At 65.1% G+C, this 26,113-nt stretch carries 34 protein-coding genes and 2 pseudogenes; 30 read left to right on the top strand and 6 right to left on the bottom strand.

Going from position 1 to position 26,113, the window contains the following annotated elements; translation table 11 throughout:
• Window positions 1-234 (bottom strand): hypothetical protein (locus CFB82_RS41865; protein WP_218829058.1); only part of this gene is annotated, 234 nt, incomplete at its 3' end.
• Window positions 235-272: 38 nt separating this feature from the next.
• Here CFB82_RS41865 and CFB82_RS01070 point away from each other — a divergent pair.
• Window positions 273-523, top strand: a pseudogene (locus CFB82_RS01070) (PAAR domain-containing protein).
• 584 nt (window positions 524-1,107) lie between these two features.
• On the opposite strand, the gene CFB82_RS01065 reads toward CFB82_RS01070, so the two are convergent.
• On the bottom strand, window positions 1,108-2,163 hold the full coding sequence (locus CFB82_RS01065) for a phage portal protein (protein WP_089483234.1): 1,056 nt from the start codon (window positions 2,161-2,163) through the stop codon (window positions 1,108-1,110).
• Window positions 2,160-3,929, bottom strand: coding sequence for a terminase ATPase subunit family protein (locus CFB82_RS01060; RefSeq protein WP_089483233.1), 1,770 nt, complete (start codon window positions 3,927-3,929; stop codon window positions 2,160-2,162). The genes CFB82_RS01065 and CFB82_RS01060 overlap by 4 nt, the downstream gene beginning before the upstream one ends.
• Window positions 3,930-4,073: 144 nt before the next feature.
• On the opposite strand from CFB82_RS01060, the gene CFB82_RS01055 reads away from it, so the two are divergent.
• From CFB82_RS01055 to CFB82_RS01005, 12 genes and pseudogenes are all read left to right on the top strand, one after another.
• Window positions 4,074-4,886: a GPO family capsid scaffolding protein gene (locus tag CFB82_RS01055; RefSeq protein WP_089483232.1), complete on the top strand. Its 813-nt coding sequence runs from the start codon at window positions 4,074-4,076 to the stop codon at window positions 4,884-4,886.
• A gap of 35 nt (window positions 4,887-4,921) precedes the next feature.
• Window positions 4,922-5,935: a phage major capsid protein, P2 family gene (locus tag CFB82_RS01050; RefSeq protein WP_089483231.1), complete on the top strand. Its 1,014-nt coding sequence runs from the start codon at window positions 4,922-4,924 to the stop codon at window positions 5,933-5,935.
• Window positions 5,932-6,621, top strand: coding sequence for a terminase endonuclease subunit (locus tag CFB82_RS01045; RefSeq protein WP_089483230.1), 690 nt, complete (start codon window positions 5,932-5,934; stop codon window positions 6,619-6,621). Before CFB82_RS01050 ends, CFB82_RS01045 begins: the two co-directional genes overlap by 4 nt.
• A 99-nt stretch (window positions 6,622-6,720) precedes the next feature.
• Window positions 6,721-7,200, top strand: a complete 480-nt coding sequence (locus tag CFB82_RS01040; RefSeq protein ID WP_089483229.1) for a head completion/stabilization protein — start codon at window positions 6,721-6,723, stop codon at window positions 7,198-7,200.
• Entirely contained in the window at window positions 7,200-7,406 is a 207-nt protein-coding gene (locus CFB82_RS01035; RefSeq protein WP_017922402.1) for a tail protein X, read from the top strand. The genes CFB82_RS01040 and CFB82_RS01035 overlap by 1 nt, the downstream gene beginning before the upstream one ends.
• 15 nt (window positions 7,407-7,421) lie before the next feature.
• On the top strand, window positions 7,422-7,766 hold the full coding sequence (locus CFB82_RS01030; RefSeq protein WP_089483228.1) for a putative holin: 345 nt from the start codon (window positions 7,422-7,424) through the stop codon (window positions 7,764-7,766).
• Between the two features lies 1 nt (window position 7,767).
• Window positions 7,768-8,040, top strand: a complete 273-nt coding sequence (locus tag CFB82_RS01025; RefSeq protein WP_016038212.1) for a phage holin family protein — start codon at window positions 7,768-7,770, stop codon at window positions 8,038-8,040.
• A complete protein-coding gene (locus CFB82_RS01020; protein WP_089483227.1) occupies window positions 8,037-8,846 on the top strand; it encodes an N-acetylmuramidase domain-containing protein in 810 nt (269 codons plus the stop codon). Before CFB82_RS01025 ends, CFB82_RS01020 begins: the two co-directional genes overlap by 4 nt.
• Window positions 8,735-9,199 (top strand): annotated as a pseudogene (gene lysB, locus CFB82_RS01015) (Rz-like lysis system protein LysB); the annotation flags it as partial. The gene CFB82_RS01020 and the pseudogene lysB, both read left to right, overlap by 112 nt.
• Window positions 9,120-9,404 (top strand): Rz1-like lysis system protein LysC, encoded by a 285-nt coding sequence (gene lysC / locus CFB82_RS43695; RefSeq protein ID WP_218829057.1) that lies wholly within the window; start codon window positions 9,120-9,122, stop codon window positions 9,402-9,404. The pseudogene lysB and the gene lysC, both read left to right, overlap by 80 nt.
• On the top strand, window positions 9,397-9,813 hold the full coding sequence (locus tag CFB82_RS01010) for a phage tail protein (protein ID WP_089483225.1): 417 nt from the start codon (window positions 9,397-9,399) through the stop codon (window positions 9,811-9,813). Before lysC ends, CFB82_RS01010 begins: the two co-directional genes overlap by 8 nt.
• On the top strand, window positions 9,813-10,280 hold the full coding sequence (locus CFB82_RS01005) for a phage virion morphogenesis protein (protein WP_089483224.1): 468 nt from the start codon (window positions 9,813-9,815) through the stop codon (window positions 10,278-10,280). The genes CFB82_RS01010 and CFB82_RS01005 overlap by 1 nt, the downstream gene beginning before the upstream one ends.
• Here CFB82_RS01005 and CFB82_RS01000 read toward each other — a convergent pair.
• Window positions 10,260-11,036: a DNA-methyltransferase gene (locus tag CFB82_RS01000; RefSeq protein WP_089483223.1), complete on the bottom strand. Its 777-nt coding sequence runs from the start codon at window positions 11,034-11,036 to the stop codon at window positions 10,260-10,262. The two genes, CFB82_RS01005 and CFB82_RS01000, sit on opposite strands and share 21 nt — an antisense overlap.
• Before the next feature lie 174 nt (window positions 11,037-11,210).
• Here CFB82_RS01000 and CFB82_RS00990 point away from each other — a divergent pair, with 174 nt between their 5' ends.
• Genes CFB82_RS00990 through CFB82_RS00930 form a run of 13 tightly spaced genes read left to right on the top strand, consistent with a single transcriptional unit; the run spans window position 11,211 to window position 24,048 of the window.
• Window positions 11,211-11,897, top strand: coding sequence for a phage baseplate assembly protein V (locus tag CFB82_RS00990; protein WP_089483235.1), 687 nt, complete (start codon window positions 11,211-11,213; stop codon window positions 11,895-11,897).
• Window positions 11,894-12,256, top strand: a complete 363-nt coding sequence (locus CFB82_RS00985; protein ID WP_089483222.1) for a GPW/gp25 family protein — start codon at window positions 11,894-11,896, stop codon at window positions 12,254-12,256. The genes CFB82_RS00990 and CFB82_RS00985 overlap by 4 nt, the downstream gene beginning before the upstream one ends.
• The gene (locus tag CFB82_RS00980; RefSeq protein ID WP_089483221.1) at window positions 12,253-13,158 is read left to right on the top strand and encodes a baseplate J/gp47 family protein; all 906 of its coding nucleotides are present in this window, start codon (window positions 12,253-12,255) and stop codon (window positions 13,156-13,158) included. Before CFB82_RS00985 ends, CFB82_RS00980 begins: the two co-directional genes overlap by 4 nt.
• Window positions 13,151-13,705 carry a phage tail protein I gene (locus tag CFB82_RS00975; RefSeq protein WP_089483220.1) on the top strand — a complete coding sequence of 185 codons (555 nt, stop codon included), beginning with the start codon at window positions 13,151-13,153 and terminating at the stop codon, window positions 13,703-13,705. Before CFB82_RS00980 ends, CFB82_RS00975 begins: the two co-directional genes overlap by 8 nt.
• Window positions 13,706-13,707: 2 nt before the next feature.
• A complete protein-coding gene (locus CFB82_RS00970; RefSeq protein ID WP_089483219.1) occupies window positions 13,708-16,332 on the top strand; it encodes a phage tail protein in 2,625 nt (874 codons plus the stop codon).
• Between the two features lie 17 nt (window positions 16,333-16,349).
• Window positions 16,350-16,973 (top strand): tail fiber assembly protein, encoded by a 624-nt coding sequence (locus CFB82_RS00965; RefSeq protein WP_089483218.1) that lies wholly within the window; start codon window positions 16,350-16,352, stop codon window positions 16,971-16,973.
• 50 nt (window positions 16,974-17,023) lie between these two features.
• The gene (locus CFB82_RS00960) at window positions 17,024-18,196 is read left to right on the top strand and encodes a phage tail sheath protein (RefSeq protein WP_089483217.1); all 1,173 of its coding nucleotides are present in this window, start codon (window positions 17,024-17,026) and stop codon (window positions 18,194-18,196) included.
• Between the two features lie 15 nt (window positions 18,197-18,211).
• Window positions 18,212-18,721, top strand: coding sequence for a phage major tail tube protein (locus tag CFB82_RS00955; protein WP_016038198.1), 510 nt, complete (start codon window positions 18,212-18,214; stop codon window positions 18,719-18,721).
• Between the two features lie 56 nt (window positions 18,722-18,777).
• The gene (locus CFB82_RS00950; RefSeq protein ID WP_089483216.1) at window positions 18,778-19,128 is read left to right on the top strand and encodes a phage tail assembly protein; all 351 of its coding nucleotides are present in this window, start codon (window positions 18,778-18,780) and stop codon (window positions 19,126-19,128) included.
• 8 nt (window positions 19,129-19,136) lie between these two features.
• On the top strand, window positions 19,137-19,250 hold the full coding sequence (locus CFB82_RS00945) for a GpE family phage tail protein (RefSeq protein WP_089483215.1): 114 nt from the start codon (window positions 19,137-19,139) through the stop codon (window positions 19,248-19,250).
• Between the two features lie 2 nt (window positions 19,251-19,252).
• Window positions 19,253-22,480, top strand: a complete 3,228-nt coding sequence (locus tag CFB82_RS00940; RefSeq protein ID WP_089483214.1) for a hypothetical protein — start codon at window positions 19,253-19,255, stop codon at window positions 22,478-22,480.
• 21 nt (window positions 22,481-22,501) lie between these two features.
• Window positions 22,502-22,960: a phage tail protein gene (locus tag CFB82_RS00935; RefSeq protein ID WP_089483213.1), complete on the top strand. Its 459-nt coding sequence runs from the start codon at window positions 22,502-22,504 to the stop codon at window positions 22,958-22,960.
• The gene (locus tag CFB82_RS00930; RefSeq protein ID WP_089483212.1) at window positions 22,957-24,048 is read left to right on the top strand and encodes a phage late control D family protein; all 1,092 of its coding nucleotides are present in this window, start codon (window positions 22,957-22,959) and stop codon (window positions 24,046-24,048) included. Before CFB82_RS00935 ends, CFB82_RS00930 begins: the two co-directional genes overlap by 4 nt.
• 50 nt (window positions 24,049-24,098) lie before the next feature.
• Here CFB82_RS00930 and CFB82_RS00925 read toward each other — a convergent pair whose 3' ends face one another.
• Window positions 24,099-24,392, bottom strand: coding sequence for a hypothetical protein (locus CFB82_RS00925; protein ID WP_089483211.1), 294 nt, complete (start codon window positions 24,390-24,392; stop codon window positions 24,099-24,101).
• Between the two features lie 172 nt (window positions 24,393-24,564).
• Window positions 24,565-25,053, bottom strand: a complete 489-nt coding sequence (locus CFB82_RS00920) for a helix-turn-helix domain-containing protein (RefSeq protein ID WP_089483210.1) — start codon at window positions 25,051-25,053, stop codon at window positions 24,565-24,567.
• 89 nt (window positions 25,054-25,142) lie between these two features.
• Here CFB82_RS00920 and CFB82_RS00915 point away from each other — a divergent pair, with 89 nt between their 5' ends.
• Genes CFB82_RS00915 through CFB82_RS00900 form a run of 4 tightly spaced genes read left to right on the top strand, consistent with a single transcriptional unit; the run spans window position 25,143 to window position 26,043 of the window.
• Complete coding sequence (locus CFB82_RS00915) at window positions 25,143-25,352, top strand: hypothetical protein (protein ID WP_089483209.1); 210 nt, start codon at window positions 25,143-25,145, stop codon at window positions 25,350-25,352.
• A 14-nt stretch (window positions 25,353-25,366) separates the two neighbouring features.
• Window positions 25,367-25,564 carry a hypothetical protein gene (locus tag CFB82_RS00910; protein ID WP_059882247.1) on the top strand — a complete coding sequence of 66 codons (198 nt, stop codon included), beginning with the start codon at window positions 25,367-25,369 and terminating at the stop codon, window positions 25,562-25,564.
• A 39-nt stretch (window positions 25,565-25,603) separates the two neighbouring features.
• A complete protein-coding gene (locus CFB82_RS00905; RefSeq protein WP_059882249.1) occupies window positions 25,604-25,807 on the top strand; it encodes a hypothetical protein in 204 nt (67 codons plus the stop codon).
• The gene (locus tag CFB82_RS00900) at window positions 25,795-26,043 is read left to right on the top strand and encodes an ogr/Delta-like zinc finger family protein (protein ID WP_059882251.1); all 249 of its coding nucleotides are present in this window, start codon (window positions 25,795-25,797) and stop codon (window positions 26,041-26,043) included. Before CFB82_RS00905 ends, CFB82_RS00900 begins: the two co-directional genes overlap by 13 nt.
• Window positions 26,044-26,113 lie beyond the last annotated feature (70 nt).

Genomic DNA, 26,113 nt, shown 5'->3' with positions numbered 1-26,113 from the left:
CTCATACACCGCCTCCAACGTCAGTTCCTGTCGTCTGGCGATCTCTTTCGCTCGCACGCCGTCGCTGAACATCAGAATCGTCCGCGACCGGTCTCGTATTCGCCAATCACGACGGCTTCTCGCCATCGCTTCAAGCTTTGTACGTTCTTCCTGCGTCAGTTCCAGCGCTTTCAATGCCATCAGCTTCGTTGCTCGTCCCGTCCAGTTCGAACCACGATTGTAGAGACATTTCATGTCGAAGGCTTATGCCATGTCAATATCGAGTGAATTAAATGATGAACCTAATTCGCGTCGGCGACGACATCGACTACGGCTGCAAGATCGAGACGGGCACCACGACGATGCGTTTCGAGGCCGCTTCGTCGCGCTCAAGGGCGATCGCGTGTCGTGCCCACAGCATCCTGAGGTATCGCCCAGCGTCATCGAGGGTGGTGCCCCATCGATGACGGACGACAGCATATCGATCGCACGGCGCGGCCACCGCGCCACGTGTGGCTGTCACGTGATTCCGAGTCTCGTCTAATTGGTCGCCGGAGCGGGAGGCCCGAGATCGCGAAATGCCGAGACTGCATAACCCGAACGCATAAAAGTGCGTAGAAGAAGCGGCCCGCCGATCGCCGCGCGGCCCGCGCCAGGCGGCCGCCAGCGTCGGACGCATGAGTGCATAAAAGGCGTTCATTTTTGGGAGCAGGTGGGGCGGGGTCACAACTGCGCGCGTCGACGCATCAATTCGCATCATCGCGCATCAAAACGCACGATTTCCGCGCGCTGGGAAACGCCCGAAACCCCGCACCACAAGGGCTGCCGAGCCTAGTAGCCGAGTGCATTAAATCCACCCTGCCAAGCGAAGCCCGCAGGCGGGGAGGGGACCGCGCAGCGGCCGGCGCGGCGCGGGCCTACCCGCCCCCTACCTACCCCGCCGGATGCCCGATACGGCTGCACGACAGCCTCCACACGCCCTTCGCCACACGGCGTCCGACCCTGAACCACCCCGCGCGAGCCAAGCCGTTGTAGCGGCTCTGTCTGCACCCGCGCCGGATGCAAAAAGGGCCGCGCCCGGTTGCCCGGTGCACGGCCCTGCCGCATGACTTCGACTCGCCGCGTGCGCTACGCGGTCGCCGGCGCCGGCGGAATCTCGTAATCGTCGAACAACACGACCTCTTCGCCGAGCCAGTCGTTCAGCTCGGCGAAGCGCGCCTGCAGCGGCTTGATTTCGTTCCGACCGAACACGCGCGCCGCAGTGTCAGGCGTGCCGAACCCGCCCGAGTTGCTCGGCACGATGCCGAGCAGTTGCGGCGGCACGCGATGCGCGGCGAGCAGGTCATCGCGCGTCACGTTCTTGATGTTGAAGAACTCGTCCTTCGCAGCGACCTCCGACACGGGAATGAGCTGGATGCCGTCCTTCTTCCCGCCCGGCGCGTACATGAACACGTTGCGGAAATTGCCCGGCCCCTTCGCGTTCTTCAACGCCGTGCGCATGTTGTCGACATCCTCCTGCTTCTGCGCCGCATCCGTCATGTACAGGATGAAGCCCGCATGGCTGCCGTTTTCGTAATACTTCCGCCGGAACAGCGTCGACGACTCGTTCAGCCAAGCCGAGTGAAGCGAGCTGAGATATTCGGGCAGGCCGTACACCTCCTGGTTGATGTCCGGTCGCATGAGCTGGAACACGCTGCCCGGCTCGAACTCGTGCTTGTCCTGCCAGCCGTTCACGTACACGAAGCCACTGAAATCTGCCTTGCGCCGTGTGTATTTCGCCAAGGCGGGTTCGAGCCGCAGCGTGTCGCCGAGCTGATTGCGGCGGCGTTCCAGGTAGCCGTTGCCGAACGTCAGGAAGTCGAGCGCCCATCGCTCGAATGCATGCCGCGACAGCCACCTATGCGGCCGGAACGTCGACGCCAGCACGTTCGCCTTGAAGTACAGCGCGGAGCTGTGGTGCGTGCTGGCGCGGAACGACTTCGCCAGGCCGGCGAAGCTGACGGGCGGCTCGAACCACTCGCCGTTCGACCAACATTCGACGTAATCGAGAATCTCGGCCCGGTTCATGACCGGCGTGGGATCGTCGAAAGTGAAGACTTCGGCGCGCGCCGGCGCTGCGCCGGGGCCGCCCGAATCCGACGCGGCCGCGAACGTGTGCGGCGCGCGCGATCGGCGCTTGCTCATGAATAGAACTCCGTGAAAGATGAAGAATTGATGTCGCCGCCGGCGAGCGGTTCGCGGTCGATCGCGTGCAGGCAAGCCCACGCCAGGTCGGCGTGGCCCGTCTCTTCATTTCGATCGGCGGTGTACGTTGCGTGGCGGCCGCTCGCCGTCATGGTCTGTTTGATTCCCATGAACGCTGCGGCCAGGTCGGTCCATCCCGCGTCGAATTGCAGGCGGCCGTTGCGGATGACGGATTGCCCCTTCAGCACGAGGCGGGTTTTGACCTCGGGCGAGTAGTTCAACGCGACGACCGCCGGGTAGAACTTGCGCACGAGCTGATAGACGCCCTGCCCCATGCCCGTCGTGTCGATCGCGATATAGCCGACGTTGTAGCGCTGCGTGATCTGCTCGATCGCCGTGGCCTGTTCCTCGAAGTCGTTGCCGCGGAACTGGTGACGTTCGAGCACGCGGAACGTCCCACCCTCGACACGCGGCGGCGCCACGACGACGAGACCGGCCGAATCGCCAGTCAGCGCCGGATCGTAGCCAACCCACACCTCGCGATAGCCGAACGGGCGCAGCAGCAGCGGCGAGAAGTCGTCGGCCCATTCCTCCCACGAGTCGACCATGCAGCGCTGCAGCTCGGCCAGCTTGAACACCGACACCGAATCGTCGATGAACTGGCACATCAGCAGGTTCGCGAAAGCCTCTGCACTGTATCGGCGCCGCAGTCTCTCCAGGTCGAACAAGTCGCAGCCGCCCTCGATCGCATCGAGTACGGTAACGATCTGACGCCACTGCTCATCCTCGCCCAGCATGCCCCGCACGAGCGCTTCGTGGCTTGTGTCGATCTGGATACGATCGCCAGGCGCGCGCCCACGATTCGCATCGGCACCGCTCCAGAACGCGTAGGCTTCATGGGCGGTACTCGACGGCGTGCTGAAGTAGGTCAGCCGCCAACGTTTGTGCATCGCCATGCCCGACGCAACGGTATTCAGCTCGCGGAACTTCGGCACCCAGAAATATTCGTCGAAGTACAGGTTGCCGTGATACGACTGCGCGGTGCGCGAGTTCGTCCCCAGGAAGTACAGCGTCGCCCCGTTCGGCAGAATGATCGGATCGCCCGTCAGCTCAACGTCGGCCACGTCACGCGCGAACTGCACGATGTACTGTTTGAAGACATGCGCCTGTGCTTTGCTGGCCGACAGAAAAATCTGATTGCGGCCGGTATCGAGCGCGTCGACGAACGCCTCGCGTGCGAAATACCAGGTCGCGCCGATCTGCCGTGACTTCAGGATATTGCGCGTCTGCTGATCGCCGTTGCGATACCAAACCTTCTGGTAGTCGAACAGCGATTCGCGGAACGCCTTCACGATCCGCTCTTCCTGTTCCTCGCTGATTTCGTTTTTCGGCGGCTTGCGCTTCGGCCCGGCATTGCGCGCGGCAATGTTCGGGTTCAGGTCGCTTTCCTTCCCCGTCTCCCCGTATTTCTGCACACGCGCGAGCCGCTCGATCTGTCGGCCGAGCAGGTCGATTTCCTTGTAGTCCGCGCCGTCCTTCTTGTCCTTCGCAATCAGGACCATCAGGCGCGTTTCGGCCGCCGCCTCGATGCGCTCGATCGGCGTCGCGTCTTTCCATTTGTCGCGACGGCACCATGACGCCACGGTCGCGGGCTTCAGTTCGAGATGCCGCGCGATCGACGAGATGCGCCAGCCTTGCCAGTAGAGCGAACGCGCGATCTGTCGCACGTTCGCTTCGCGTTGAATTGGATCTGTCGTTTCAAGCATGCGGCAAGCGTAGGGCGACGCGCGCGCGCGATCACGCGGAGCACTACGTACCCATGCGAGCAACACACACCGCTCGTTGAGCCGTGGCGCGTGAAGGTCGAACATGAGAACCACATTCACTGACCCACGGTTCGACCTCTCTCTATGGCAACCAACAAAACCAAGTTTTTCCGCGTCGCGGTCGAAGGCGCGACTGTCGACGGTCGCGAGATCAAGCGCGAATGGCTCACGCAGATGGCGAAGAACTACAACCGGGAACTGTACGGCGCGCGCCTGAACATCGAGCACCTGAAGGGATGGGCGCCGCTCTCGCCCACCAACCCGTTCGGCGCATACGGCGATGTAATCGCGCTGAAGGCATCCGAGATCGAAGACGGCCCGCTGAAAGGCAAGATGGGGCTGTACGCGCAGCTCGACCCGACCGACGAGCTGGTCGCGCTGTCGAAGAAGCGCCAGAAGGTTTTCACGTCGATCGAAGTCAACCCCGACTTCGCCGACATCGGCGAAGCGTATCTGGTCGGCCTGGCCGCGACCGACGACCCGGCGAGCCTCGGCACCGAAGCACTGCAATTCGCGGCGCGTCGTTCGAACAACCTGTTCTCGGCCGCGTGCGAAACGTCGATCGAGTTCGAAGGCGAACCCGAATCGACGAGCCTGCTCTCCATCGTCAAAGGCATGTTCGCGCGCAATCGCTCGACGGACGATCAACGTGATGCTGACGTGCGCCACGCAGTCGAAGAGATCGCCAGTTTCGCGAGTCAGCAGGGCCGCGATGTCGCCGCGCTGCGCGTCGACCTCACCGCCGCGCAGCAAGACGCGGTCGCCGCGAAGAAGCGTGCCGACGAAGCGGTCGCCGCCGTCGAAGCACTGACCGCGAAGCTGTCGTCCACCGATAACGGCGCACCACGGCGCCAGCCGTCGACCGGTTCGACCGGCGAGCTCGTGACCGACTGCTGATTCCTTCCACGCTCACACCCCGGAGAACCCAACTCATGAAGAAGGAAACGCGCCAGGCGTATCGAAAGTACGCCGCGCAAATCGCCAAGCTGAATGACACCGACGACGTATCGCAGAAATTCGCCGTCCAGCCGTCCGTCCAGCAAACGCTCGAAACCAAAATGCAGGAATCGAGCGCATTCCTGAAGAGCATCAACGTTCTGCCCGTGACCGAGCTGGAAGGCGAAAAGCTCGGCCTGTCGGTATCCGGTCCGATCGCAAGCCGCACCGACACGACGAAGGCCGAGCGTCAGCCGATCGACCCGACGGCGCTGGACAGCAACCGCTACCGCTGCGAGAAGACCGACTACGACACGGCCATTACGTACCGCAAGCTCGACGCCTGGGCGAAATTCCCCGACTTCCAGCAACGCATCCGCAATGTGATCCTCAACCAGTCCGCGCTCGACCGGATCATGATCGGCTGGAACGGCGTTAAGGCGGCACTGTCGACGGACAAAGCAGCGAACCCGCTGTTGCAGGATGTGAACATCGGCTGGCTGCAACAGTATCGCGACCGCGCAGGGCACCGCGTGCTGCATGAAGGTGCGAAGGAAGCCGGCAAGGTGCTCGTCGGTAAGGGCGGCGACTATGTGAACCTCGACGCGCTCGTGATGGACATCGTGTCGTCGATGATCGACCCGTGGTTCCAGGAAGATACGGGCCTCGTCGTGATCTGCGGCCGCGAGCTGCTGCACGACAAGTATTTCCCGATCGTCAACACGACGCAGGCACCGACCGAGCAGCTCGCGGCCGACCTGATCGTCAGCCAGAAGCGCATCGGCAACCTGCCGGCCGTGCGGGTGCCGTTCTTCCCGAAGCGCGCGATGATGGTGACGAAGCTGGAAAACCTGTCGATCTACTTCCAGGAAGGTGCACGCCGTCGCTCGCTGATCGACAACCCGAAGCGCGACCAAATCGAGAACTACGAATCGTCGAACGACGCGTATGTCGTCGAAGACTTCGGTTGCGGCTGCGTCGCGGAAAACATCGAACTGGTGCCGGCATGACGATCAACACGCCCGCTCGCGCGCACTTCGCGCGCGTGTCGGCCGCCCGCGCGGCGGCCGCGACGGCGCCCGGTCAGACGATGGCCGGTGCGACGCCATACGAGCTGATGCTCGCGAAGCTCGCGGCCGACCGCCGCGCCCTGAAGGGCGTGCAGTCGGTCGCCCGCAAGGTCGAACTGAAGCGAAAGCTGCTGCCGGAGTACGCCGACTATGTGGCGGGCGTGTTGAATGGCGGCCGTGGCGCACAGGACGACGTGCTCGTGACGGTCATGGTCTGGCGCATCGACGCCGGCGACTACGACGGTGCGCTCGCGATCGCCGCGTACGCGCTCACGCACGGCCTCGCGCTACCCGACCAGTTCGAACGGTCGCTCGCGTCAGTCGTCGCCGAGCAGTTCGCCGATGCCGCGCTGGCCGCGTTCCTGGAACGCAGCACATTCGACGCTGCCAGCCTCGAACTGGTCGACGAGCTGACGGCCGACGCGGACATGCACGACCAGGTGCGCGCGAAGCTGTGCAAGGCGCTCGGCTATGCCGTACAGGAAGCCGATCCGCCGCGCGCCCTCGACTATCTGCGCCGCGCGCTGTCGTTGAACGATCGCGTCGGCGTGAAAAAAGACATCGATCGGCTCTCAAAGCTGATCGAAGCCACGGGCCGTCCGGGCGACGGCACCGAAGGCACGTAAAGAGCCCACCCCGGCATGGCGGCACCGAAGGCAAGGCCCAACGCCTGACGGACACAGGCCCTGACCTTCGGTCCACCGCCATCACACCCCGAATCAACCATGAACAGTTTCGTTGCCACTGCTGCGCCTTCCGTCGCCGCGTCGCCGATCGACGGCACGCTGACGAACGACGGTTTCTTCCCGGACATCGACCCGTCGGCGCTGCGCGACGCGATGCGCCTGGACGGCACCGTGACACGCGAGCGCCTGCACCACGCCGCGCGCGACGCCATGCTGACCGTCAACGACGAGCTGGCCGCATGGCGCACCCGGCAGCGGGCAGCGGGCGCCGCATCACTCGCCGACGTGCCGGCCGAGCGCGTCGACGGCGAATCCGTGCACGTGTTCCGTTACCGGCGCGCCGTCTACCACCTGGCGCATGCGGATGTGACCGAGAAATACCGCGGCTTCGACTCGACGAAGAGCGGCGGCCAGGTGGCGGCCGAGCTGGCCGCGACCGTCGACGAGTCGCGCCGCAACGCGCGATGGGCCATCAGCGACATCCTGGGCGTCGCGCGCTCGACGGTTGAGCTGATCTGATGAAAGTCTCCACGCTTCAGGGTGAAACGCTCGACGCCCTTTGCTGGCGCCACTACGCCAGCACTGCCGGCACCGTCGAAGCGGTCCTGGAAGCGAATCCCGGCCTCGCCGAGCTGGGCGTCGTGTTGCCGATGGGAACCGTCGTCGACATGCCTGAGCTGGACACGATCGAGCAGACGAAGCCCCTCCTGCAACTGTTTGACTGACCTGGAATTGTCCGAATGGCAGAACCGAACACCACTACCGCCGCAGCGCTGGCCGCCGCGATCGGCCTGGCCGGCATCGCGCCGGGCATCGACGGCGACGCGCTGATCGGCGCGTTCGCGGGCGCCGCGCTCGTCGTCGTCACGTCGAAAGACCTCGGCATCGGCCGGCGCGCCGCATACATGCTCATCTCGCTCGTGATGGGCTATCTGGCCGCGCCGGAAATCACCCACCTCGCGCCGGTCCGCTCGTCGGGCGTCGCCGCGTTCTTCGCCGCTGCGCTCGTCATCACGGTCACGCTGACGCTGATGGAGCGCGTGAAGGACATCGACTTCGGCGCGCTGATCCGCAGGGGGAAATGACATGCACCTGTCGTTTGCCCTGGTCGCACTCGCCGCGCACCTCGCCGTCATCCTGCGCGTGCTGACCTACCGGAAGAACGGCGCGCGGCACCGTTCGCACGTTGCCTGGACGGCCTGGCTGATCGTCGCGATTTCCGGCGGATCGGCAATCGAGCTACTCATCCACCCGAAGCCGGTCGGCTTCTTCCAGGCCGTGCAGGCCGTGATGCTGGCCCTGTTCGTCTACCTCGCGCGCGGGAACGTCGCGCGCCTTCTCCGGAGCACCGAATCATGAATATTCTCCGCTTCAACGACCGCGGCGCCGAAGTCGGCCTGCTGCAGCAACGTCTCGTACGCGCCGGCTACGCGCTCGATGTGTCCCACCTGTACGACGAAGCGACCGAGCAGGCCGTGAAGGCGCTCCAGGTCGCCGCCGGGATCGTCGTCGACGGCATCGCCGGCCCGAACACGTATGCCGTACTGTCGGCCGGCCAGCGCGACCGCAAACACCTGACCGAAGCGGACATCGCGCGCGCCGCGGACAAGCTCGGCGTGTCGCCCGCATGCGTGCGCGCCGTCAACGAAGTGGAGTCGCGCGGCTCTGGCTTTCTGGCGGACGGACGGCCCGTGATCCTGTTCGAGCGGCACGTCATGTATCGGCAGCTCGTCGACAGCATCGGCGCGGACGATGCCGCACGGTATGCGGCGCAGTCTCCGAACGTCGTCAGCCAGAAGGCGGGCGGCTACCAGGGCGGCAGCGCCGAATATGTCCGGCTCGACACCGCCGCGCGCATCCACGCGGCATCGGCATACGAATCGGCGAGTTGGGGCGCGTTCCAGGTGATGGGCTACCACTGGAAGCGCCTCGGCTACGCGAGCATCGACGAGTTCGTCGCGCGGATGGAGACGAGCGAGGGCGACCAGCTCGACGGGTTCGTGCGCTTCGTCGCGGCCGACTCGTCGCTGCTGTCCGCCCTGAAGAACCGGAAGTGGGCGGCGTTCGCGAAGGGCTACAACGGCCCGGACTACGCCCGCAACCTCTACGACGCGAAGCTCGCCCAGGCGTACGAGCGCTACGCCGGCGCGAAGGCGGCCGCGTGAGCGTGCCGGGCCTTCGCTTCTGGCTGGCGCTCGCGGCGCTCGTCGTGGCGGTCGCCAGCGCGCAGTATGTGCGCGCGCTGCAGGGACGCCTCGCCACGGCGCAGGATGCCGCCCGCCAGGCGAAACAGGACGTAGGCGCGCGTGACGCGATCATCGGCCGGCTGCTCACGGATGCCCGCGAGAAAGACCAGCAGCGCGCACAGCTCGACCGCACACGCGGCGCGGTCGACGCGACGCTCGCCGCGTATCAATCGCAACTCCGGAGACTCATCGATGAGAATGAAGCCGTTCGCGCGTGGGCTGCTGCTCGCCTGCCTGACGACGTTATGCGCCTGCACAGCAGCCCCGCCCTCACCGGCGCCGACGATTACGCTCAACGCGTGCGCGACGGTGACCCGGTGCACGCTGCCGGCAGCTCACCCGCAGACGAACGGTGATCTGAGCGAAGCGCTGACCGTCGCGCGGGCGGCATGGGCGCGCTGTGCGGCCGAAGTCGACATGGTGGCCGCGTGCCAGGCGCGCAGTCAGACGAATCCGCAGGCGGCCGCCCATGATTAAACCGAACAGCCTGCGCGCCGCGCTCGTCGCGGCGCTTCCGCAGCTCGCCGCTGCGCCCGACCTGCTCGTCGTCTTCATCAACGACGGCCACATTGTCGCGACGGGCACACGCACGCCGTCGTTCGAATACCGGTACGAGTGCGAGATTCTCATCCGCGACTTCATCGGCAGCGCCGACGACGTGATGATCGCCGTCGTCGAATGGGCGCGCGCAAACCAGCCCGACCTCGTGACCAACGCCGACCAGCGCCGCGATGGGATGACGTTCATCGCCGACATCCTCGCCAACGATGCCGTCGACCTCGCGATCAAGCTGAAACTCACGGAAAGCGTTGTGGTCGGTACGGACGACGACGGCCGCCGCACGGTCGAACACGTCGACGACGCGGACGAACATTGGGTGGTGTGATGGACGACGATCTACGTGCACTTGAGAAGTGGGCCGGCGGGCTGCTCGCGAAGCTGGCGCCGGCAGCTCGTCGGCGACTATTCCGCGAGCTGGGGCGCGATATGCGCCGCGCGCAGCAGTCGCGCGTCGCCGCGCAGCAAAATCCAGACGGTAGCGCGTACGTACCGCGCAAGATCAAGAAAGGCGGCAAGGGCTTGCGCACCAAGGTGGGCCGCATCAAGCGGCAGGCGATGTTTCGCAAGCTGCGCACCGCCCGCTATCTGCGGATCGATGTCGACGACACGGGGCTCACGATCGGGTTCGACGACCGCCTGTCGCGCATCGTGCGCGTTCATCAGGAGGGCCAGAAGGCCCCCGTGGAACCCGGCGGCCCGCTCGTACAGTATCCGGTTCGCGTCGTGCTCGGCTTCAGCTCGGCCGACCGCGAACTGGTGCGCGACCGGCTGCTACGCTACCTCAACCGCTGAATCGCTCACAGCAGCCAGGCGCGTCGACGCGATCGCGTGATACGCCTGGCTCGTCTCACATCCGACCCACTGCAGGCCAGCTTCGCGCGCGGCGACCAGGAACGTCCCGGAACCGGCGAACAGGTCGCACACAACGCCGCCATCGGGCACCAGGCGCACCACGTCGCGCGCCAGCTCGATCGGCTTTTCAGTGACGTGTTGCTTCGGCAGCGCCAAGCGCGTCGGAAACACGCCAGGCAGGTACACGTCGCTATCGTTCATCGGCCCGCGACTCGCCCATACGATGAATTCGGCCTGTTGCGCGAACCCACCTCGACGCGGCCGCGTACGACCAGGCGTTTTGTCCCATACGGCGATGCCGCGCAGCGTCAGGCCAGCCGCCTGCACTACATCCGTCAACGTCGCGAGCTGGCGCCAGTCGATGAAGCAAACGAGCAGCGCGCCGGGTTTCATCGCACGGCGGCATTCGGTCAGCCAGGCGTGGCACCAGAACGCCCAGGCGCGTTGATCCATGTTGTCGCCTTCGAAGTCGGTATAGATCGCCTTCGTGTCGCTGTTGATGTACTTCTGGCTCGGCGCGCGCGTTCGTGCGGACAGGTGCAGGCCGCCCGATGCGTACGGGGGATCGGTGAACACCAGGTCGACGGACTGATCCCGCAGTGTGCGCGCCAATGCGAGTGCATCGACACGATGAAGCTGGTTGAGCATTGGGGCAATGTCGGCCGCGGGCGCGGCGTCGGAAATGTGAATCGTCATGGGTCAGAGGCAGCGTGAAAGGGACGCTCGCGACGTGTGCGAGGCACGTCATCGAGCGAGCAATAACGATTGTCGACGCACGTTTGCTCGCGCGCGCGACGAGCATGCTGTACCCGCGAGCACGACATTTGCATTCGCTCGCGTCACGCGAGGACGGCCGGCAACATGGTCGGCATGGATGCGAACGAAATTCAACGGCAGGCACGCAACGCCGTGCGCAAGGGCTCGATTCTCGATGTCGACTACGGCACAGGCCTCTGTCGCGTCGCGGTCGGCGAATCCGCCGACGACGGCCTGCAAACCAACTGGATTCCCTGGCTCACGCCAGCGGCCGGCAACACGCGCGAATGGCTTCCGCCGACGAAGGGTGAACAGGTCGTGCTGCTCGGTCCGATGGGCGACTTCGCGCAGGCCGTCGCCCTGCGCGGCATCTACTCGGACGCCGCGCCGGCACCGGACAACTCCCCGAACACCCACACCCGCATCTACGCGGACGGCGCGCGCGTCAGCTACGACCATGCGGCGCACGCGCTGACGGCCGAGCTGCCAGCGGGCGCGATCGTGCGCGTTGTCGCACCGGGCGCCGTCGTCGTGCAGACGAAGGACGCGACGGTACAAGCCGAAAGCATCCTGCTCGACGGTGACGCGACCGTGACGAAATCGCTGACCGTGAAAGGCCCGCTGACGTTCGAAGCCGGTATGACTGGCAAGGGCGGCGACGGCGGCGCCGTGATGAAGATCGACGGCAGTGCAGACCTCACCGGCGACGTGCGCGCCGGCGGCGTCAGCCTCATTAATCACCCGCACCAGGCACAGGGCGAGTTCGCCGTTACGTCGAAGCCGATCCGGGGTGGCGCATGAAGGGCATGAACGCCGTTACCGGTCGCGCGATTTCGGGCATCGACCACCTGTCGCAGTCGGTCGGCCGGATTCTGACGACCCCGCTCGGCTCGTGCATCCAGCGCCGTTCGTTCGGCTCGGAATTGCCCGACCTGATCGACGCGCCGACCAATGGCGCGACACGCATTCGTCTGTATGCGGCCGCCGCGACTGCGCTGATGCGCTGGGAGCCGCGTCTGACCGTCACCCGCGTGCAGCTCGTGGCGGATACCGACGAGGCGGTCGCCGGCCAGCAGCTCGTCGACATCGAAGGATGGACCGACGAGCGCGACGAGCCCGTATCGCTGCGCGTGCCCGTGTCGAACGGAGTCGGCGCATGAGAACGACCCCGATCGACCTGTCGCAACTGCCGGCGCCCGATATCGTCGACCCGCTCGACTTCGAAACGGTCTTTGCTGAACGCAAGGCGCGGCTCATTTCCTTATACCCGGCCGACCAACGCGCCGAGATCGCCGCGACGCTCGCGCTCGAATCCGAACCGTTGACGCGATCGTTGCAGGAAAACGCCTATCGCGAAGTGCTGCTGCGTCAGCTCATCAACGACAAGGCCCGCGGCATCCTGCTCGCATATGCACGCGGCACGACGCTCGAACACATCGCCGCTCTCTTCGAGGTAGAGCGTCTGGTCATCTCGGCCGGCGATCCTGAAAACGGCGTAGATCCGGTCTACGAAGACGACGACAGCCTGCGCGAGCGCGTGCAGCTCGCGCCGCGCGGCTTCTCCGTCGCCGGTCCTGAAGAAGCGTACGTGTTCCATGCGCGTTCGGCCGATGGCCGCGTGCTGTCCGCCGCCGCGTTCAGCCCGGAACCGTGCGTGATGGTCGTCACGATCCTGTCGCGCGAAGGTGACGGCACCGCGAGCGCCGAGCTGATCGGGATCGTGAAGAAGAATCTGGAAGGCAAGCGGCCGCAGACCGATGAAGTGATCGTGCAAAGCGCAAAAATCGTGCGCTACGCGATCCGCTCGACGCTGCGATTCTTCTCCGGCCCGGATCGCGCGGTCGCGCTCGCGGAAGCGAACAAGCGCACGGCGAAGTTTGCCGCCGACATGCACCGCATCGGCATGGAAGTGACGGTCGACGGCCTGCACGCGGCAATGCGCGTGGCGGGCGTGCAGAAGGTATTGCTCGACTCGCCGGCCGGCGGCGTCGCCGTGACGGGCGAGCAGGCGCCCTACTGCACAGGAATCGAGCTGATCGACGGCGGGGTCGCGGATGAATAAGCCGATGCCCTCGTTGCTGCCCCCGAACGCGACCGCGCTCGAGCGGCGCTTGGCCGAGACCAACGCGCGAATCAGCGGCATCCCGGTCGACATCGGCACGCTGATGGACCCGGACGCGATCCCGCTGGCGTTCCTGCCGTGGCTCGCCTGGCACGTCGGCGTCGAGACCTGGAAAGACTACTGGCCCGAGCAGGTCAAGCGCGCGCGCGTGAAAACCGCGATCCGCATCGCTCGCATCAAGGGCACGGCCGAAGCCGTGCGCCAGGTCTGCGCATCGTTCGGCGCGAACGTTGCGATGCGCGAATGGTTCGAGATGACTCCGCGCGGCCGGCCCGGAACGTTCGACATCGTGCTGACAGTCGGCAGCCGTGACGGCGTGCCCGCGACCGCTGAATACGTCGCCGACATCCGCGCGGAAGTCGATCGCGCGAAGCGCGGTACCGCGCACTACACCTTCAAGCAGGGCTTTGGCGCGACCGGCACGCAGCGCGTCGGCGCCGGCGCGCGCGTCGCGGTCTATTGCCGTCTGTCCCTCTCGGATACCTGAACATGGCTGGGAACCTGATCCAAATTACCGACGCCGGCCGCGCAGCACTCGTCGCAACGGGCAACACCGGCACCGTCGCACGCCGAGTCGTCGAAATCGGCCTCGGCACCGCGGCGTTCGCATTCGACAAGGGCATGAAGACCCTGCCGAGCGAGCGCAAGCGCGTGACGACGTTCGGCGGCGAAAACGTCGCGCCGGACACCGTACACGTCGTCATCCAGGACGATACGAACGACCAGTATTCGCTGTACGCGTACGGCCTGTACCTGGACAACGGCGTGCTGTTCGGCGTCTACGTGCAGAACACGCCGATCCTCGAAAAGTCGCCGGCCGCCATGTTGCTGCTCGCGAGCGACATCGTGTTCACGTCGATCGATGCGGCGCAGCTTCAATTCGGCCCGGCCACGTTCCTGAACCCGCCGGCCACGACCGAGCGCAAGGGCGTTGCCGAACTCGCGACGCAGGCCGAAGTCGACGCAGGCGCGGACGATACGCGCATCGTCACGCCGAAAACGGCCGCGGCTCGGTATGCCGCGCTGACTGGCGCGAAATTCACCGGCCCCGTCGTCGCGGAGTTCGACGCGGGTCCGGACACCGCGCACGTCACCGTTCGTCCACCGTCAGGTAAGACTGGCCGCGAGGGCCGCGTTCGCCTGTACGGCACGTTCGGCGGCAACAACGTCGACACCGGCACGCGTCTGATCGCGACCCTTCGTTCGGGATTCGACGGTGGTGCGTGGGGGCGCGAGTACCTCGATATCTGGCTCAACAAGACCGGCAACGACGCACAGACCGACGCCAACCAGGCGCGGGCCGTGCGCATCACGTACGGCGGCCGCGTATTCGTCGGCGACGTCAAGAACGACGACGGCAGCTCGCGGCTGCTCGTCGGCGGCAACACCGTCACCGAAGGCACCAGCTATTCGAAGGCCGTTTCGATTGACGGCGGGGCCGGCAGCTTCTCGACGCTGTTCTTTGCCGATGGCGGCAAGGTGCGGTGGTCGCTGTTCAAGCGGGAAGGTGCCGCGACGGGCGGCAATGCGGGCAACGATTTCGGATTGAACGCGTTCGCTGACGACGGCGTCACCCAGTTCTCGGTGTTTCGCGTCAATCGCAGCACGCTTGTGTTTTCGCTCACGAAGCGCCTGCTCGTCGGCGACGTGTCCGATGACGGTCGAAATGTCATTCAGGCGGGTGGAAATGTCGCCGTCAAGGGTGGCGTGACCTCGCGTGAACTTGATGCCGGTGGTGCGAATTTCCGGACAACTTGCGGCGATTTCGGCGCGTTCCTGCGCAACGACGGCACAAATTTCTATCTGCTGTCGACGGTGAAGGGCGATCCGGAAGGCATGTTCAACGGATTCCGCCCGTTCACACTGAATTTCGCCACTGGTCGCGTCACGATCGACGACACGGGTTCGGGTACGTTGCTCGGGGGAGACACAGCCGTGCGCGGCGAGCTTTCGGTCGGGCGCTCCGCCGAGGAAGCACGGTTGCGCCTCGGCCCCACCGATGGGTACTTCTACTGCAACGCCCAGTCGATTGGTTGGTGGGGCAAAGCCGACGCGTTCCAGTATTTCTTTGACGACCACACCTTCCGCATCAACGGCAAGCCGGTCTGGCACACCGGAAACGTGACGCCGCTCGATCGCCTGAAAGGCGGAACGATGGCTGCGGACGTGTGGTTCGATCCAGGCAAGCGCATTTTTCTGTCAGAAGGTAGCGCCGGGTCGCCTTCTCTCACGTTCCAAAACGACGGAGCGCCGGACACGGGCTTGTATCACATCGCCGATGGCTCGTTCGGGATCACGTGCAACTCGCTCCCCCAGGTGACGTTTACTCCGAACGGAACGAATTTCGAAAAACCGGTCCAAGGCCCAACGCCCCCACAGGGCGATCGCTCGACACGCTTCGCGACGACGGAATGGGTTCTGTCCGCCATTTCTACAGTGACGGTCGGCCAGATTGTCTTCGAACCCCGCACGCTGGCGCGGGCTGGATTCCTGAAAGCCAACGGCGTCGTCGTGAATCGCGCCGACTATCCGGCACTGTGGGCATACGCCCAGGCGAGCGGCGCGCTCGTGTCCGAAGCCGAATGGAATAACGGTCGCTGGGGTTGTTTCTCGACCGGTGACGGTGCGACGACATTCCGCCTGCCCGAGATGCGCGGCGAGTTCCTGCGGTGCTGGGCCGACGGTCGCGATGACATCGACTCGAAGCGAGCAATCGGCTCGTTTCAGAGCGACCAGAACCGCTCGCACGCGCACGGCGCAAGCGCCAGCGAAGTCGGCGACCACTCGCATTCGGCCTGGACCGATGTACAGGGACATCACAATCACCCACTTCACGATCCCGGCCACGCTCACAGCGTGCGCATGGGCCGCGTCGGCGTGGTCGCAACCTCCTACGGCCAGGGCTGGGGGCCGTACAACTGGGACCGCCAGGACATGCACGGCACCGAAGGTTCCGGGACCGGTATCTGGATCGACGCCACGGGCGAGCACGGTCACAACGTCGGGATCGGCGGCGCCGGCCGGCACAGCCACGGCATCACCGTCAACGCGGACGGCGGCAACGAAGCGCGGCCGCGCAACGTCGCGATGCTCGCCATGATCCGCGCCTACTAACTTACGGACCTCGAAACATGCTGATTCACCACTACAGCCCGTCGACCGGCGAATACCTGAGCAGCAGCCAGCCCGACGCCGATCCACGCAACGACGGCCGCTGGCTCATTCCATCGTCCGCCACGCTCGACGCACCGCCGCCGCGCACGCCGACGACCTGGCCGTTCTATCGTGACGGCGCGTGGTTCCTGCTGCCGGACTTCCGTGGGCGCGTCTGCTACCGCACCGACACCGGCGAGCCCGTCGAAATCGCGATCGCAGGCAAGACGCCCGACGATCTGGAGCTGACGACCGAGCCGCGACCGTCGCCGCGCCATGCATGGATCGACGGCGCGTGGACGGTCCCGCCCGAGCTGATCGAGCGCGAGAAGCGCGACGCCGCGATGGCCGAGTTCGAACGGCTGATGGAAATCGCTCGCCGTGCGAACGCGGGCAAAGCCGACGCGTATGCCGCCGGCCTGCTCGACGACGAAGGCACCTACTACTTCAAAGCTTGGTCCGCGTACCAGATGGCGCTCGTGTCCGCGATCAACGGCGACACGTTTCCGAACGCCGTGGCGTGGCCCGCGACGCCCGCGCCATACGTTGCGCCGACCGCGCCGGCTGACCCGAAAGAGCCGGCCCCCGTCGCATCGACCTGACAACGGGCTCTCCCGTTTTCCCTCACCTGTATCTATAGGAGCTGCACACCATGCCGCAGGATTACCACCACGGCGTACGCGTCATCGAAATCAATGAAGGCGGCCGGCCGATCCGCACCGTCTCCACGGCCGTGCTCGGCATCGTCTGCACTGGTGCCGACGCCGACCCGACGACGTTCCCGCTCGACACGCCGGTGCTACTGACGAACGTCATCGCCGCACTCGGCAAAGCCGGCACTAAGGGCACGCTGCGCCGCACGCTCGACGCGATCGGCAAGCAGACGAAGCCCGTCACCATCGTTGTGCGCGTCGCGGACGGAAAGGACGAAGCCGAGACGACCTCGAACGTCATCGGCACCGTCACGCCGGACGGCAAATACACCGGCATGAAGGCGCTGCTGGCCGCGCAGGGGAAGCTCGCCGTGAAGCCGCGCATCCTGGTCGCGCCGGGCCTCGATACGCAGCCCGTCGCCGCGGCATTCGCGACGATTGCGCAATCGCTGCGCGCGATGGTGTACGTCGCCGCGCACGGCTGCAAGACGAAGGAAGAGGCGGTCGCGTACCGCAAGCAGTTCGGTCAGCGCGAAATCATGGTGATCTGGCCGGATTGGCTCGGCTGGGACGACGTGACGAACTCGGCCGTCGCCATCCCGGCGCCGGCGATCGCGGCGGGCCTGCGCGCGAAGCTCGACAACGACATCGGCTGGCACAAGACGCTGTCGAACGTCGTCGTCAACGGCGTGACCGGCATCAGCGCGGACGTGTCGTGGGATTTGCAAGACCCGGCGACGGACGCTGGCTATCTGAACGAGAACCAGGTCACTACGCTCGTCAACCGGAACGGCTTCCGATTCTGGGGCTCGCGCACCTGCGACGCGGACGGCAAGTTCTTCTTCGAAAACTACACGCGTTCGGCACAGGTGATCGCCGACACGATTGCCGAAGCGCAAATGGGCGTCGTCGACGGGCCGCTTAATCCGTCGCTCGCGCGCGACATCATCGAGAACATCAACGCGTGGTTCCGCCGCGAAGTCTCGGTCGGCGAACTGATCGGCGGCGGCGCCTGGTACGACCCGGAACCGAACACGACCGACGAGCTGACGTCGGGCGGCACGTGGATCGACTACGACTACACGCCGGTCCCGCCGCTCGAAAACCTGAAGCTGCGCCAGCGCATCACCGATCGCTATCTCGCCGATTTCGCCTCGCGCGTGTCGGCCTAACCAGGAGTCACACACATGGGCATGCCCCGCAAGCTGAAAGGCTTCAACCTGTTTCACAACGGCACCAACTTCGTCGGCGAGACGAAGGAAATCCAGCTCCCGAAGCTGTCGCGAAAGATGGAGGATTACCAGGGCGGCGGCATGAGCGGCCCGATCCCGATCGACTTCGGCCAGGAGGCGATCCAGCTCGAATGGACGTGCGGCGGCTTCATGGAGGATGTCGTTCGCATGTACGGCATCACCACGCACGACGGCGTGCAGCTCCGTTTCTCGGGCGGCTACCAGCGCGAGGATTCGAAGACCTACGATTCGGTCGAAATCGTCGTGCGCGGCCGACACAAGGAAATCGACATGGGTTCCGGCAAGCCGAAGGAAGACACCGATTTCAAGGTCACGACCGCCGCCAGCTACTACAAGCTGTCCATCAACGGCCAGGAGCTGATCGAGATGGATTTCATCAACATGATCGAGAAGATCAACGGCAACGACTTGCTCGCAGGTCTGCGCCAGGCGATCGGCCTGTAACACTTCGCCCGCGTCTGCCGCGGGCATACCTATAGATCATCATCAGGACACACAACATGACGACCCTCGACACCAACGACACCCCTACCGGCGGCGCCGTACTCAACGCGATCACCGCCAACACGCACACGTTCGACACGCCGATCGTGCGCGGCGAACAGACCATCACGCACGTGACCCTCGCGAAGCCGTCATCCGGTGCGCTGCGCGGCACGTCGCTCGCGGCACTCGTGAACCTCGACGTGGACGCGCTGCGCAAAGTGCTGCCGCGCATCAGCACACCGACGCTGACCGAGATGGATGTCACGTTGATGGACCCGGCCGACCTCGTTGCGTTGGGGGGTATCTTCGCGGGTTTTTTGATGCCGAAGGCGCTGAAAGCGAGCATGGAATCCCAGAGCGCGTAGAGGACGCGATGGCCGATGTCGCGACGGTGTTCGGCTGGACACCGCACGACATGGACGACTTTTCCCTTTCTGAGCTGATGGATTGGCGCGAGCGCGCCCGGATACGAAGCGGACACGAGTAACGATGGACAACGCCCTGAAACTGCGCGTCATGTTCGACATGGTCGACAACTGGACGAAGCCCCTGCGGAACATGCTGAACAGCAACAAGGGGCTCGCGCAGTCGTTGAAGGCAACGCGCGGCGAGCTTGCCGAACTCGGCAAGCAGCAGAAGGCCGTCGCCTCGTTCCGCGAGATGCGCGCCGGGCTCGCCGACACAACGAAGAAGCTCGGCGCGGCGCAATCCAACGTGAGGGCGCTCGCCGGCTCACTGCACGCGTTCGGCCCGCCGACTCGGCAGATGGTCGACAACATGGCGCGTGCCCGCCAGGCGGCCTCGCGGCTTCGCGCTGAGCAGAAGAAACAGACGGCCGCCGTCGACGAGATGCGCGGTCGACTCGCGCAGGCCGGTATCGAGACGCGCAACCTTGCGCAGCACGAGCGCACCCTGCGCTCGAACATCGCGTCGACGACGGCCGCGATGCAGGCACAGACGCGCCAGCTCGAAGCGCTGACGGAGCGAGACAGAAAGCTCGCCGCGGCGCGCGGCAAGATGCAGGCGATGCAGGGCGTCGCCGGCGGAATGGCGATCGGCGGATATGCCGCCCGCTCGACCGGCATGCGCATGCTCGGCGGTCTCGGCAGCACGCTCGACGAAGCGAAGAAGATGACGAACGAGCGTGCGCGCATCACGGCGCTCGGCCTCGGCGACCACGCGACACAGGACGCCGAGAAGTACGTGCGCGCGATGAACATGATGGGCGTCAGCACGTCCGACAACATGACGCTGATGCGCGACGCACTGTCGATCTTCGCGGACGAGCATCACGCGCAGATGGTGATGCCAACGCTCGCGAAGATGAAGTTCGCCAACGAAGCGTTGTTCGGGGCGGAAGACGCACACGCGAACGAAGAGAAATTCATGAACATGCTGAAGGTGATCGAGCTGCGCGGCGGCACGAAAGACGAAGCAACGTTCAAGAACGAAGCGAACATGGTCCAGAAGGTGCTGTCGGCGACGGGCGGCCGCGTCGGCGGCGACGAGTGGCGCAACTTCATCCAGACGGGCGGCGTCGCCGCGAAGCAGATGCGTCAGGACGCGTTCTATTACCAGATGGAACCGCTGATTCAGGAAATGGGCGGCCACGGCGTCGGCACGGGCCTCATGTCCGCGTACAGCAACGTCTACCAGGGCAAGACGACCGTGCGCGCGGCGCAGGAGATGATGAATCTCGGCCTGGTCGACAAGAAGAACGTCGAATACAACAAGATCGGGATGATCAAACGGATCAAACCCGGCGCGCTGCTGGGCGGCGATCTGTTCAAGGCGTCGCCGCTCGAATGGCTGGAAAAGGTGTTGCTCCCGCAGATGGCGAAGAAGGGCATCACCGATCCGGACAAGGTGAAAGACATGATTTCGACGATCTTCACCAACCGGACGGCCGCGAACCTGTTCTCGACCATGTATATGCAACGAGACCAGATTCACAAGAACGAAAAACTGAACCGCGGCGCATACGGTATCGACGAAGCGGCGAAGCTCGGCGCGCTGCAAACCCAGGGCAAGGAAAACGACCTTCTCGCGAAAGCCCGCGACCTGCGCCGCGAGATCGGCGAGCGCATCGCGCCGCTGTACAACGCGGCGTTGGACAAGACGCGCGAAATACTCGGCGGCCTCATCGGCCTGATCCAGCGTCACGGGGCCGCGGCAAAGGTCATTTTGTCCGTGCTCGCCGCGTTCGCCGCGCTGCTCGTGGTGATGGGTACGTTCACGATCGTGCTCGCGGGCATCCTCGGGCCGCTCGCGATCGTGCGCTTCAGCATGGCAACGCTCGGCATCCAGGGCGGTTTCCTCGCGCGCACGCTCAGCGCGAGCGCCGCAGGCTTCGGGCGGTTGTCGGGGGCCGCGTCCCGATTCTCGGTTGTCGGAAACGCCGCGCGCGGAACTGCCGCCCGCATGCGCACCGCCCTGGCCGCCGCCTGGTCGGCGTCGTCCCCGCGCGCGGCCTGGACAACGTTGCGCGGCTACGCGCGGACGCTGCGCGAAGGCATTCCGGCCGCCGGCCGCGCGGCCGTGTCGACCGTCGCGCAATGGGGGCGCTCGGCTACCTCGTCGATGAAAAGCGGACTGCTCGCCGCACGGCAATACACGGCGCAGGTATGGCGCGCCGTCGCCGCCCAGGCCGCTGCGTCGCGCGCGGCAATGGCCTCGCGCTGGACTGCCGCCAGGCAGTATGCCGGCAGCCGCGGCGTCGCCGGGATGTCGGTCGACGCGCTCAAGGGTGCAGGCGGCCTCATCAAAAGCGGTGCGGTCGGCGCAATCAACGGCGTCGGCGCCGCACTCGGCGGGCTCGCGCAGACGCTGATGTTCGTCGGTCGCGTCGCGCTCATGAATCCGGTCGGCCTCATCATTACCGGTATCGCACTGGCTGCGCTGCTGATCGTTCGATACTGGGAGCCGATCAAGGCATTTTTCTCGGGCTTCTGGCAGGGGTTGACCGAAGGTCTGCAACCGCTCGCGCCGATTTTCACCCGCGTATTCGGCGTGCTCGGCGCGATGTTCGAGCCGCTCAAACCTGCGTTCAATTGGCTGATGGATGCCGTCAAGGGCGTGTGGGATTGGATTACCCGCCTGCTGGGGCCGGTCGACGCCAGTAAGGAAAGCCTCGACAAGGCCAGCAACGCGGGCCGGGGCTTTGGCGAATGGCTCGCGAACATCATCGTGGTGGCCGCCAGGGTCGCCGAGAAAATGGCCGAATTCGGGGCCAACCTGATATCCGGCCTGGTCAACGGCATCACGAACGGCCTCGGCGCCGTGAAGGAAGCCATCACGAACGTCGCCAACTCGACCGTCACGTGGTTCAAGGAAAAGCTCGGCATTCACAGCCCGAGCCGCGTGTTCGCCGAGCTGGGCGGGTTCGTCGGTGAGGGGGCGGCGCTCGGCATGGCTGGCGAGCAGCGCAGCGTCGCGCGCGCGGCGCTCGGGCTCGCGACGGCCGCCGTGACCGGATTCGGTACGCCCGCGCTGTCGACGGCCGCGCCGCTCGTGCCAATCGACCGGCGGCCGCCGATCGCGGCGTCGGGTCCGGCTGCAGCGTCGTCTGCATCGGCCGTCGCTCCCGCGCCGATCGTCATCAACATCTACCCGCAGGCCGGCGACGATCCGCGCGCGATCGCACGCGCCGTAGCCGCCGAGCTGGATCGTCGCGAACGCGCACAACGTGCGCGCGCCGGCTCGCGCCTGTCCGACTGACATTCACGGAGGATCTGTCCCATGTTGCTGTCGCTGGATCAATTCGTGTTCAGCCTGACTACCGCCCCCTTCCACGAACTGAAGCGGCGCCGGAACTGGAAGCATCCGAAGAAGTCGCGTATCGGCGCACGCGATGCTCGCCAGTACACCGGCCAGGGCGACGATGTCATCACGCTCGACGGCCTCATTGCGCCGGATCAAATCGGCACGAGCGCGTCGATCGACCAGCTCGTCCAGATGGCGAACGTCGGCGAAGCGTACGTGTTGGTCGACGGTCTTGGGACCGTCTATGGCGCGTACCTCATCGTGGGGCTCGACGAAACGCGTCGTTACTTCACCCGCGAAGGCACAGCGCGCAGGATCGAATTCACGTTGACGCTCGAATGCGTCGACGACGATGCGCTGCGCATCGACCAGGATGCAGCGCTTGTCGATGATGCGGATGCCGATGACGCAGCGAACGCGGAGCCGAACGCATGACGACGCGCGCGACCGAACACTCGAACGCAGCCGTGTATCGGCTCGAACGTGTTGAGCCGATGGCCGACTACCGCATCACGCTCGGCGGCCGCGACATCTCGCGGCGGTTCCTGCCGCGGCTCGAATCGCTGACCCTCACGGAATCGCGCTCTGATGATGCGGATACGGTCGACCTGGTGCTCGACGACTCGCGCGGCGATCTGGCGCTGCCGAAGCGCGGCGACGAAATCAAGGTGTCGATCGGCTGGGCCGGCGAGCAGCTCGTCGACAAGGGCACGTTCGTCGTGACCGAGTTCGAGCACAACGGCGCGCCGGATACGCTCGTCGTACGCGCGCGCTCGGCCTCGATGTCGAATGGTATGCAGGAGCGTCGTGAGAAGAGCTGGCATAAGCAAACGATCGGCTCGATCGTGCGCGCGATCGCCGCCCGCTACAAGCTCACGCCGGCCGTCGCCGACGCGTTGGCGAAGATCGTGATCGCGCATATCGACCAGACGCACGAAAGCGATATGTCGTTTCTGACGCGCCTGGCGAAGCGCTACGACGCAGTGATGAACGTCAAGGATTTGCGGCTGCTCTTCACGCCGATCGGCACCGGCAAGACCGTCAGCGGGAAATCGTTCGAGGTGTTGAATCTGACGCGCGCGAGCGGCGACCAGCATGCGTACCACGTGTCCGAACGGGAAAATTACTCGGCCGTGCGCGCGCACTACCATTCGAACGGCAAGGCGAAGCGGAAGTCGGTCATCGTTGGCGGGGAGAACAACAAGAATGTGAAGGTGCTGCCGGAGGACTACGCGACGGAGGCCGAAGCGCGAGCCGCGGCGCAGGCCGAGTTCAAGCGAATGCAGCGCAGCCAGGCGACGATGCGCTATTCGCTCGCGCGCGGCCGCGCCGATCTGTTCCCCGAAATGCCGGTCACGCTGTCGGGCTTCAAGCCCGAAATCGACGAAACCGCGTGGCTCGTGAAGAAGGCAACGCACACCATCGACAGTGACGGCGGATTCACGACCGGGCTCGACCTCGAAATGCGCGACGATCCGACGACCGAGCGGCACCGGTCGCATTTCAAGAAAGGCGGAAAGTAAAAAGCCCGCACACGGCGGGCTTCAGGTTGCTTGCTATGGGAGACGGTCAGCTACGAATTGTAGCGATCATTCATATTCGCACGGATTGGCGGCCCGTCGTCGCACCGCCCAAGCGCCGCGCGTGCAACACGAAGATTTCCCATCGCCTGAAGCGCAACTTCGAGCACCTGGCCGACAGACTGCATGGCATCGTCGATCGCAGCGCGCGCAACATCGCGCTCGCTTCCAGTCAGGTCCGAACGGAATCGTATCCCGCCCGTTGCTCCGGCGCGTGCGTCCGCGTGACGATCGGCAGCCGTCAACACGCCGACCGAGCCGTTGTTGTGCTTCATGTCGATGCTCATTCTTCTGGTCCCTCACAAACACGTTCACGGACCGGCGGCACTCAACACGACGTGGTTGCCTCGGAATCCGTCCACGTCGCCAGCATCGCCGGCTTTCAGGATGCTAACCCAATACTGGATGGATATACAGTGTTTGTGTGAAGAATGGCCCGCGCGCGACGACGCGCCCGGACTACTTCTTTCCGTCCTTCGCAGCCCGCTCGGCGCGCAAACGCTCGATTTCCGCCATCGCACGATCCACGTTTTCCGCTGCCCGCTGGTCCAGCGCTGCGCGGCGATTTTCCGGCAGGCGTTTTGCTCGCTGCGGCGTGCCCGTCTTGAGCATGACGGCTTGATTTAGAACGCTGCCAATAAACGACTGCAGGGTTGCTTTGCCTGTCTCGTTGAGTTGTCGGAAGCAATCGATGAAATAGCGCTCGTCGTCCCCCGGGTCCACATCGACGCCTTGTTCACTAGAGGCGGACCTCCTACCGCGCAATACATAAACCACGTCAACGCCGAGTTCGGCGACCGCGCTCAGGTACTTCGCGTCGGGCGACCGCTCGTCCGCTTCGTAATTCGATTGCGCACGGCGTAACACGCCCCCTACCGCTGCAAATTCGTCTTGGCTCAGTCCGAGCCGCAAGCGCTCTTCCCTCAAACGCGTGCCTATCGTGTTCATATGAACCTATAATTTAATTGACGTGCTCGTTTGAGCTCATTACACTAGCCTAACCGTAACGCAAGGCTAACTATCAAAGTATACCGACCATGACTACCGCCAAAGGCCCGCGCCGATCGCCACGCGGCACCCTGTCGGACAAGCCCGTGTACGTCCGGCTCACTTCCACGGAACGCGACGAGCTCGAACAGCTCGCTGAGCAGCGCAATCGCTCGATTTCGAGCATGGCGCGCGAGCTGATCCGCATCGGCGCGAGCGAGCTGCGCGCCATCCCACGTTCCCGTTCCGCCCGCTCGTGAATTGAGGAGCCTGCATGTATCCCGATCCCAAGCGCATCCGCAACAACAAGCACACCGTCCGCTTCGACGACTACGAGCAGGCCGTTCTCACGGCGCTCGCGAACTACCAGGGCGAGCAACTCGCCGTGCTAATCCGCGACATCGTGATGCGCGAAGCGACCGCTGTACTCGCCGAACGCAACACCTCGATTCTGGACCGCGCCGGCGCCTGAGCGAAGGCACCGAACCGCCAACAATGAGTAGCTCCACCGATGCCCGAAACCAGCACGGAAATTGCCCTCTCGGACGCCGACCGCGACGTGCTGGAACGCGTGCGCACCTTGCACGACCTGCCCTCCCTAGAAGCGACAGTCGAGTGGCTCGCCAAGCGCCGCCTTCGCCGCACTGCCAAGCAGATGAACGGCCGCGGCCGCGCCTTGTACCTCGTCCGGAGTAAGCCGACATGCGAATCCTGAACCGCTGCCCGCACTGCCGCACGCGCGCGACCGCGCGCAGCAGCCGCGAAATGTCCCAGACCTTCCGGGAAGTCACCTTCCAGTGCAACAACGTCGAGTGCGGCCACACCTACATCGTGAACATGGAGTTCGCGCGCACCTTGTCGCCGTCCGCGACCCCGAATCTGTCGCTACACCTGCCGCTCTCACCAAACGTGCGCGAGCGTCTCGTCGAGCAGCTCGAACTGCCCGTCTAGCGACCTAAACCCCTTTCCCCTGTTTTCCCCTCGCATCGTGCCTAACCGGCGCGAGGGGCTTTTTTTGCCC

The sequence above is a fragment of the Burkholderia sp. HI2714 genome, assembly GCF_002223085.1.
GTDB classification, from domain to species: domain Bacteria; phylum Pseudomonadota; class Gammaproteobacteria; order Burkholderiales; family Burkholderiaceae; genus Burkholderia; species Burkholderia lata_D.
Note: the sequence above shows the minus strand (reverse complement) of the source record. Positions and strands in the feature narration are given on the sequence as shown.